Source organism: Pantoea sp. GbtcB22, from assembly GCF_019091025.1.
In the GTDB taxonomy this organism is placed as follows: Bacteria; Pseudomonadota; Gammaproteobacteria; order Enterobacterales; family Enterobacteriaceae; genus Pantoea; species Pantoea leporis.
This window is the reverse complement of sequence record NZ_JAGXKB010000354.1, coordinates 1-260: the sequence shown is the minus strand read 5'-3', so window position 1 is coordinate 260 and position 260 is coordinate 1. Positions and strand designations below refer to the sequence as shown.

Here is a 260-nt window from a genome sequence, read left to right as displayed (position 1 = left end):
ACGGTAAAGTGTGGTCCGATGCGCTGTGTGAATTGACGCGCGGTATCGAAGTGATCGAGTATGCCTGCGGTATTCCACATGTGATTAAAGGTGAGAACTCACCGAGCGTGGGCACCGGCGTTGACAGCTATTCGCTGATGCAGCCGGACGGCGTTGTCGCCGGTATCACCCCGTTTAACTTCCCGGCGATGGGGCCACTGGGGGTGTTCCCCCTCGCGCTGGCGTGCGGCAACACCTTTATCCTCAAGCCACCGGCGCTG

The 260-nt window shown here is 60.0% G+C and carries 1 protein-coding gene; it reads left to right on the top strand.

From position 1 onward, the window contains the following. Positions 1–260, top strand: a 260-nt coding sequence (locus tag KVT28_RS25470; RefSeq protein ID WP_217550994.1) for an aldehyde dehydrogenase family protein, incomplete at both ends; no start/stop codon positions are given.